Origin of the sequence: Streptococcus alactolyticus, assembly GCF_042649785.1 — a bacterium.
Classification (GTDB): Bacteria; Bacillota; Bacilli; order Lactobacillales; family Streptococcaceae; genus Streptococcus; species Streptococcus alactolyticus.
The window spans coordinates 56,005-62,190 of sequence record NZ_JBHRZX010000002.1 but is presented as its reverse complement, the minus strand read 5'-3'; the positions used below and the strand labels follow the sequence as shown (position 1 = coordinate 62,190).

At 37.9% G+C, this 6,186-nt stretch carries 5 protein-coding genes and 1 pseudogene; all 6 read right to left on the bottom strand.

What is annotated here, in order from left to right:
* On the bottom strand, positions 1 to 200 hold a 200-nt coding region (locus tag ACFORE_RS00570; protein ID WP_380434894.1), incomplete at its 3' end, for a hypothetical protein.
* Positions 201 to 788, bottom strand: a complete 588-nt coding sequence (locus ACFORE_RS00565) for a hypothetical protein (RefSeq protein ID WP_380434893.1) — start codon at positions 786 to 788, stop codon at positions 201 to 203.
* 111 nt (positions 789 to 899) lie between these two features.
* A pseudogene (locus ACFORE_RS00560) lies at positions 900 to 2,241 on the bottom strand (GBS Bsp-like repeat-containing protein).
* Between the two features lie 65 nt (positions 2,242 to 2,306).
* Positions 2,307 to 3,233 carry a glycosyltransferase family 2 protein gene (locus ACFORE_RS00555; protein ID WP_168260604.1) on the bottom strand — a complete coding sequence of 309 codons (927 nt, stop codon included), beginning with the start codon at positions 3,231 to 3,233 and terminating at the stop codon, positions 2,307 to 2,309.
* 83 nt (positions 3,234 to 3,316) lie between these two features.
* A complete protein-coding gene (locus tag ACFORE_RS00550; RefSeq protein WP_380434891.1) occupies positions 3,317 to 4,867 on the bottom strand; it encodes a glycosyltransferase family protein in 1,551 nt (516 codons plus the stop codon).
* Positions 4,868 to 4,914: 47 nt separating this feature from the next.
* On the bottom strand, positions 4,915 to 6,186 hold the full coding sequence (locus ACFORE_RS00545; RefSeq protein WP_235300291.1) for a hypothetical protein: 1,272 nt from the start codon (positions 6,184 to 6,186) through the stop codon (positions 4,915 to 4,917).

Below are 6,186 nucleotides of genomic sequence, written 5' to 3'. Positions count from 1 at the left end.
TCTGACCAAACCGCAAACATGATTTTAGCCCCATCAGCGATTGGTTGGTTGTATTGGATGTTGAAACCGTTGCTACCTAGATAAACGTCGGTCACTCTATCCGTTACTCCAGTTCCGCCTCCTGTGGCTCCATGTTTTGATTGGTCAGCAGCTTCAGCATCTTCAGAAATAACTTTGACTTCTGTTTCTGATGCAACCAACTATTCAGCAGAACTTTCTTCAGAAGTTGCCTCTGTGCTTGCCATTTCTTTTGCAGGCTCTGTAGAATCTTCTTCTGCTTCTGTTGACTCGGTAGAATTGTTTTCATTCTCTTCTACTACGTTTGTTGCCTCAGTTGTTACACCAGCAACTTCTGTTTCTGTCTTTTCTGGCACACTTGTCGCACTAGCAGCTTCTGTTTCTGTCTTTTCTGGCACAGTAGATTCAGCTGGTTTGACAACTTCAGCATCTGTATTTTCCGTTGTTGAAGATGTTTCTGTAGTCTTTTCTACTTCAACCGGAGTTGTGCTTTCTGCTGAGTCAGAAATAACCGTCTTGTTTGCTTCTGTTTCAGAAGTTTTTGTGTCCCCAACACTGACTTCTGAATCTGTGGCAGTGGCAGCAGTAGATTCTGTTGCGACTTGTGGTGTGCTAGCAAGAGTTTCTGTGGCAGAAGAGTTTTCTACCGTTTCGTCAGCTTGCACAGCTGTTGTTCCCATAGCTGCCACCAAAACACCTGACAATAAAAGAGTTCCGATAGCTCCATAAGCTTTTGATTTTTTGATCGTTCCATGACCTTTTGTCTTCATAAACTTCTCCCTAATCACTTAATTAATCATTTCCTGCTTATTATATCAAGACAGATGATAAAAACAAACCCAATTTTTTCATAAAAATATAAGATTATTTTCATGATGTTCTCAATCTGGGTAAATATAAAGATACATTACCACCCCAAGAAGAAGCTTGTGGATTAAACCAGCCTCGGAAATTAGCAATGTATTGCTTTCCAGCGTAATTAGATTCTTTAACTTGAATACGTGTATTACTTGCTACATCTGTCACATAAGCTACGTGACCATAACCGCCACCATCATTTGGCCAAACTGCAATCGACCCCACACGTGGCGTTGAGCCAGTCCTAAATCCCTTTGCTCTTGCATTGTTGGCCCAGCCCCCAGCATTTCCAAGCCAATTCGGAATCCATGGCGCTAATGATTTCACCGCCCAAGTACACTGACCAACAGGGTAAGTATTCGTTTCATTGATGTAAGTCGTGATACGAGGGGTTGGGGTAGCATTCTGATTTGGAACATTGTCTGCTCTAAAACCTGAAGTTCCTTTCAATCCCTCAAAGTTATTAGTAATCGCATTTTGACCATAGATATGGACACTATAGTCTCCTGATGTATAACCATGATTTGCTAAATTGATTTGCGCCTTATATGTCCCATTATCTACTTTAGTAGTAGTGTACCATTTTATATCATCTTGACCATTTGCGTTAGACCAAGTAGGTACAGCGATAGAAGTAATGTATTCTGGTACATTAGTTACTAATACATCGTAAGTTGTATCGTTAACTTTATTAATCTGATACGAAACTTCTTGTTTATTAATGACAATGTCTTGACCATTAATTCCAATCATTTTCCCACCTTGAGATAAATAAGTATGAACAAAATATCTTCCATATCCGCTATGATTTTTCAAATCTGCTTGCGTAATTCCTTTACCACTATCTTCATACCATCTTAAATCATCTTGATCATTCTCCTCAGACCAAATGGCATATTTCACTTGGCCATTTGACGGGGCATAAATTTCTGTCGTCAGCTGAATGACCCCATTTTTGACCGAAACTTGAGGCGCACTAGGAGTGATCTTAGTATTATCTAAAACAAGTCCTGAACGACTTCCATCAAGGTAAGTGGTATAAACGTGCGTCACATAATTTCCAGCGCGATTGCCATGATTGGCTAAATGAAATTGAACACTGGCTTGATCTTCGGTGATCGCGTTCACGGAATACCATTTTAAGTCGTCCTGACCATTTTCTTCTGACCAGATAGCGACATCTATCTGCTTAATACCTTTACCGTTAGTGGATTGCTGTGCAGTGATGTCAAATGTTTTACTCACTGAATTAAAATCCGTTTTGGAAACCGTTGCTTCATCTAGCTGACTAGCCAGGACAGACGGCGACAAGTAAGCCGTTGACAACACAGCAGTTGATAACAATGCCGTTTTTAGTTTATTCAAAAAAGCTATTCTCCTTTTGGTATAGTGGTTACACTATACTAATTCGGAAAATAGCTTGTCTGTTGTTATCCTTTTTCTTTCACGATATAAACGGGACGTTTTTTGGTTTCAAGGAAAATTTTGGAAATGTATTTTCCAATAATACCAAGTGATAACAGCTGGATTCCACCGATGAACAAGATGATGCACACCAGGCTTGCCCAGCCATCTACACTGCCTCCAACCGTCAATTTACGCACGATAATGAAGATAACGCCTAATATAGAAGCTAAAAATGAAGCCGCACCTGCCCAAAGAGACATATTAAGTGGTGCTTCAGAGAAGTTGATAAAACCTTCCATCGAGTACTTCAACAAACTCCAGAAGTTCCAAGATGTCTCACCAGCCACACGCTCACGATTTTCATAAGCAATGTAAGTCACATTGTAACCAACCCATGAGAAAATCCCTTTAGAAAAGCGATTGACTTCTCCTAAATCTAAAATGCTATCGACAACTTGTCTTGTCATCAAGCGAAAATCACGCGCACCGTCAACCATTTCAGTATCTGATACTGCATTTATGATTTTATAAAACATCTTAGAAAAGAATGAACGAATAACAGGTTCGCCCTTACGGTCAGCACGACGTGTCCCAACGACATCATAACCTTCCAAAATCTTTTGATACATATCGATCAATAGTTCTGGCGGATCTTGCAAATCAGCGTCCATCACAGTAACAAGGTCCCCATCAGCAGCCTCAAGACCTGCCAATAGTCCTGCTTCTTTCCCAAAATTACGTGAAAATGACAAATAATGTACATTGTCAAAACGCTTAGCAACATCTCGTAAAATAGTCAAGGTATCATCTTTTGATCCGTCATTAACAAAAATGTAATCAAAAATAAGCTGATCCTTCATCTGCTGCTCAACCTTTTGAGTTGCTTCTAAAAATGGATAAATAGTTTCTTGTTCATTGTAACAAGGAACGACAATAGATAATTTTTTCATTTTACTCCTAAGCCTTTCACCAGCTAGTTTACATACCGATTCTAGTATATCATAAAGTCTTTACAAAAAAAAATGACGAAGGATTATTTCGTCATTTTAATCATCATGTCTTCTTTTTTTATTACCAAAGTCATCATATAATCCAGTCCTAATGCTGATAATGGCAATAATAGATAAACATATGGATAGACGTATTGACTCTTAGTTTCCCAAATCAAATGGAAGATGAAACCACCTGTTAAGTAAATCAACGGAATCAAAAGAAAGACTGTCATGCCATCTTTGTGACGGTATTGCGTCCAAATACTTGGAAGAACACTCACATATATCACCACCAATAATAAGGCAGAGAAATAATAAATGATCTGATAGGCTAATTTTCCTTGATAAATACTGGTCATTAAGCGACCTGTGATTTTTTGTCCCTCAACAGGCATCTTTGTAACAGGACCAGACCAAATGGATTCAAATAAGCTATCTGTCCATGTCGATAGAAATTTATTTTTAAAGAAATTCCAAGCGTAGTCTGGATGCTTCACCATATAAGTGACACGAGATACAATCTGTCTTTCGCTAGCTTCTTCAATCGCTTCAGCATCACCTTGATGTTCATTGTACACTGTTTCAACATAAGCATCATACCAACCCGCTACACGATTGTATATTGGAGTGTCATTCAATCCCATAGCTATCCAAGCAACCTTGGGTTCCCCATCTAAATGATCTACTCGGGCAACCTGCTGGTAGTAGCTTGAGATCGCACGGTTTCCTGCAATGATCGAAGCCAAAAGAATCACCATAAAAGCTAGGTTTTTCTTTGTTTTGTGATAGAGAAAATCTAACATTAAAACAATGAGAACGGTTATGATGAGAATGATGTAGTTATTTCTAATAATATCTGATAAGGATAAGAAAACAGTACTTAGTAACAAGTTAGACCATGATTTCTTATCAAAATATAATTGTAGGAAATACAAACCGATCAAGGCAAAGAACAAGCCGTAAGTTAGCCCATAAACAAACAAGATGTTAAATAAATGGGGTAAAAAAACAAAGGACAATAATAGAACGATTTTTGAAATATTATCTTTTTTAAAGAGATTTTGTGTGATTTTCCAAAGAAAGAAATTATCAGCTATCGCCATCACTAAGTTGATGATAAAGAATACTTTAACATTGCTTTCACCAAATAGGGTTAAAATGAGGCGTTCAAAACTAACTAAACCAAGTTGGTGAGGGTACTTATGAAGGTAACCTGATACTTCTGTCAAGATACTGTAATCCCCACGATTAAGCGCCTTAGCAGCTTCTAGGACTGCCAAAGCATCGTGACGAAGCACATCATTTTGGTGAAGAATCACATAAGCTCCTAAAGCAAGATAAAAAAGCGTCCCAAATAAGAATAAATAAGATTCTTTAACAAATGCCAACGAACGCAAGCAAAGATAGAGTAAGCCAATAAAAAGCACTAAACTCACGAAAAAAATTGGTCCGTTTGCTTGCATATTGGCCAATTCTGACCCATCCATTGGCATATTGGTTCTGACAAAAAGACTCGATAGGCCTAAAAGAAGAAATAGCAAGAATGACCATATCAGAACTGCTTTTTGCCCTAAAAACGCAAGAAATTTCAAAAGATTTCTCCTTATACAAAAGGGGTCTAGGACCCCAAAATCGTTAATTAACTTTTTTCAATGTTACGGGTATCATTACCAACAAAAGCTCGTTTTTGAAAATCACTATCCAACTCTTTTGCAATCATCACAACGACAATCAATAAAGATAAGATAAGTGGTGTATAAGTTCGAATTCCTGAAGCATAGATTGTTGGTGATAATGACATCGCCATTCGAGAAGCATAGCCAGCAATTAAAACGATAACTGCAGACAAGCCCTCAGCTCTATTTCTAAAAATGAAAAAGACAACTGCAGCAAGTACGCATAAAATCAAAGTATAAACAATCAAAGGATAGAGATTTTCCTTGATGCTAAAATAAGTGACATCCCCTCTCTTATTTTGGTCATCAATAACCCTTTGAACAGCTGTCAAGAGGCTTCCTAAGGCAAGTTTGTGAGCAACAACAGTGTAGATGACTGCTCCTGAAAGAAAGGCAGAGAAATATTGCTTTTTAACAATTGTTGCAATGACAAGAATGCCTAGAAAAATGAAGACAATGCTTAATTCAGAGGTTACCAAGAGCACGCGATTGGTTTCCAGATAACCTTTTAAGATTTTAATAAGCAAAGATAGTTTTTCAAATCCAGGGTACCACATTTCTGATTCAATGGCGACACGGTTATCAGAACCAGGTGCCAATAAACCTGAAAGAATACCCAAGAAAGAGATGGCCGTTGCCAGCAGATAAGTCATATCCACTTTTCGGTCTTTAATATAGGCACTGATGCAGAAGTAAAGGAATAAAATAAAGCTATAAACCGTAAATTGTTCTTGCATACAAGCAAAAAGCAAAAATGGCAAGGCAATGATGGTATAGCTTTGTTTCTTTTGTAGCAAGCAATACCAAGCAATGATAAAAGCAATCATTGGGAAGAGGTAGTTTGTGACTGTTGCAATGAGGCCTGCTCCAGTGAAAAAGATACTAGGAAAGGCAATCAAGAACAAAATTGGGGTTACAAACTGCAATAACCAATACTTCTGCTTATTCAAAAAGATACCATTGAAACAGTAAAAGAATACCGCTAACGACACCAACATGGTGATATCAAAAATCAGATAGTGGCTAGACATAAACATGGTAACCGACTCAATAAGCAGACGGCTAGACCACGTTTGGTAACGATGAATAGCAAATTCAAAGAAGCCAAATTTTTGTGCCATACGAGCAAAATCGATTTGGTCACCAGCATCGTTAATATAAATGATAGACTCTAGTGTAAATAGAAGACTAACAAAAGTATAGTAGAGTGGTAAAATTATGTTTTTCTTTTTCAT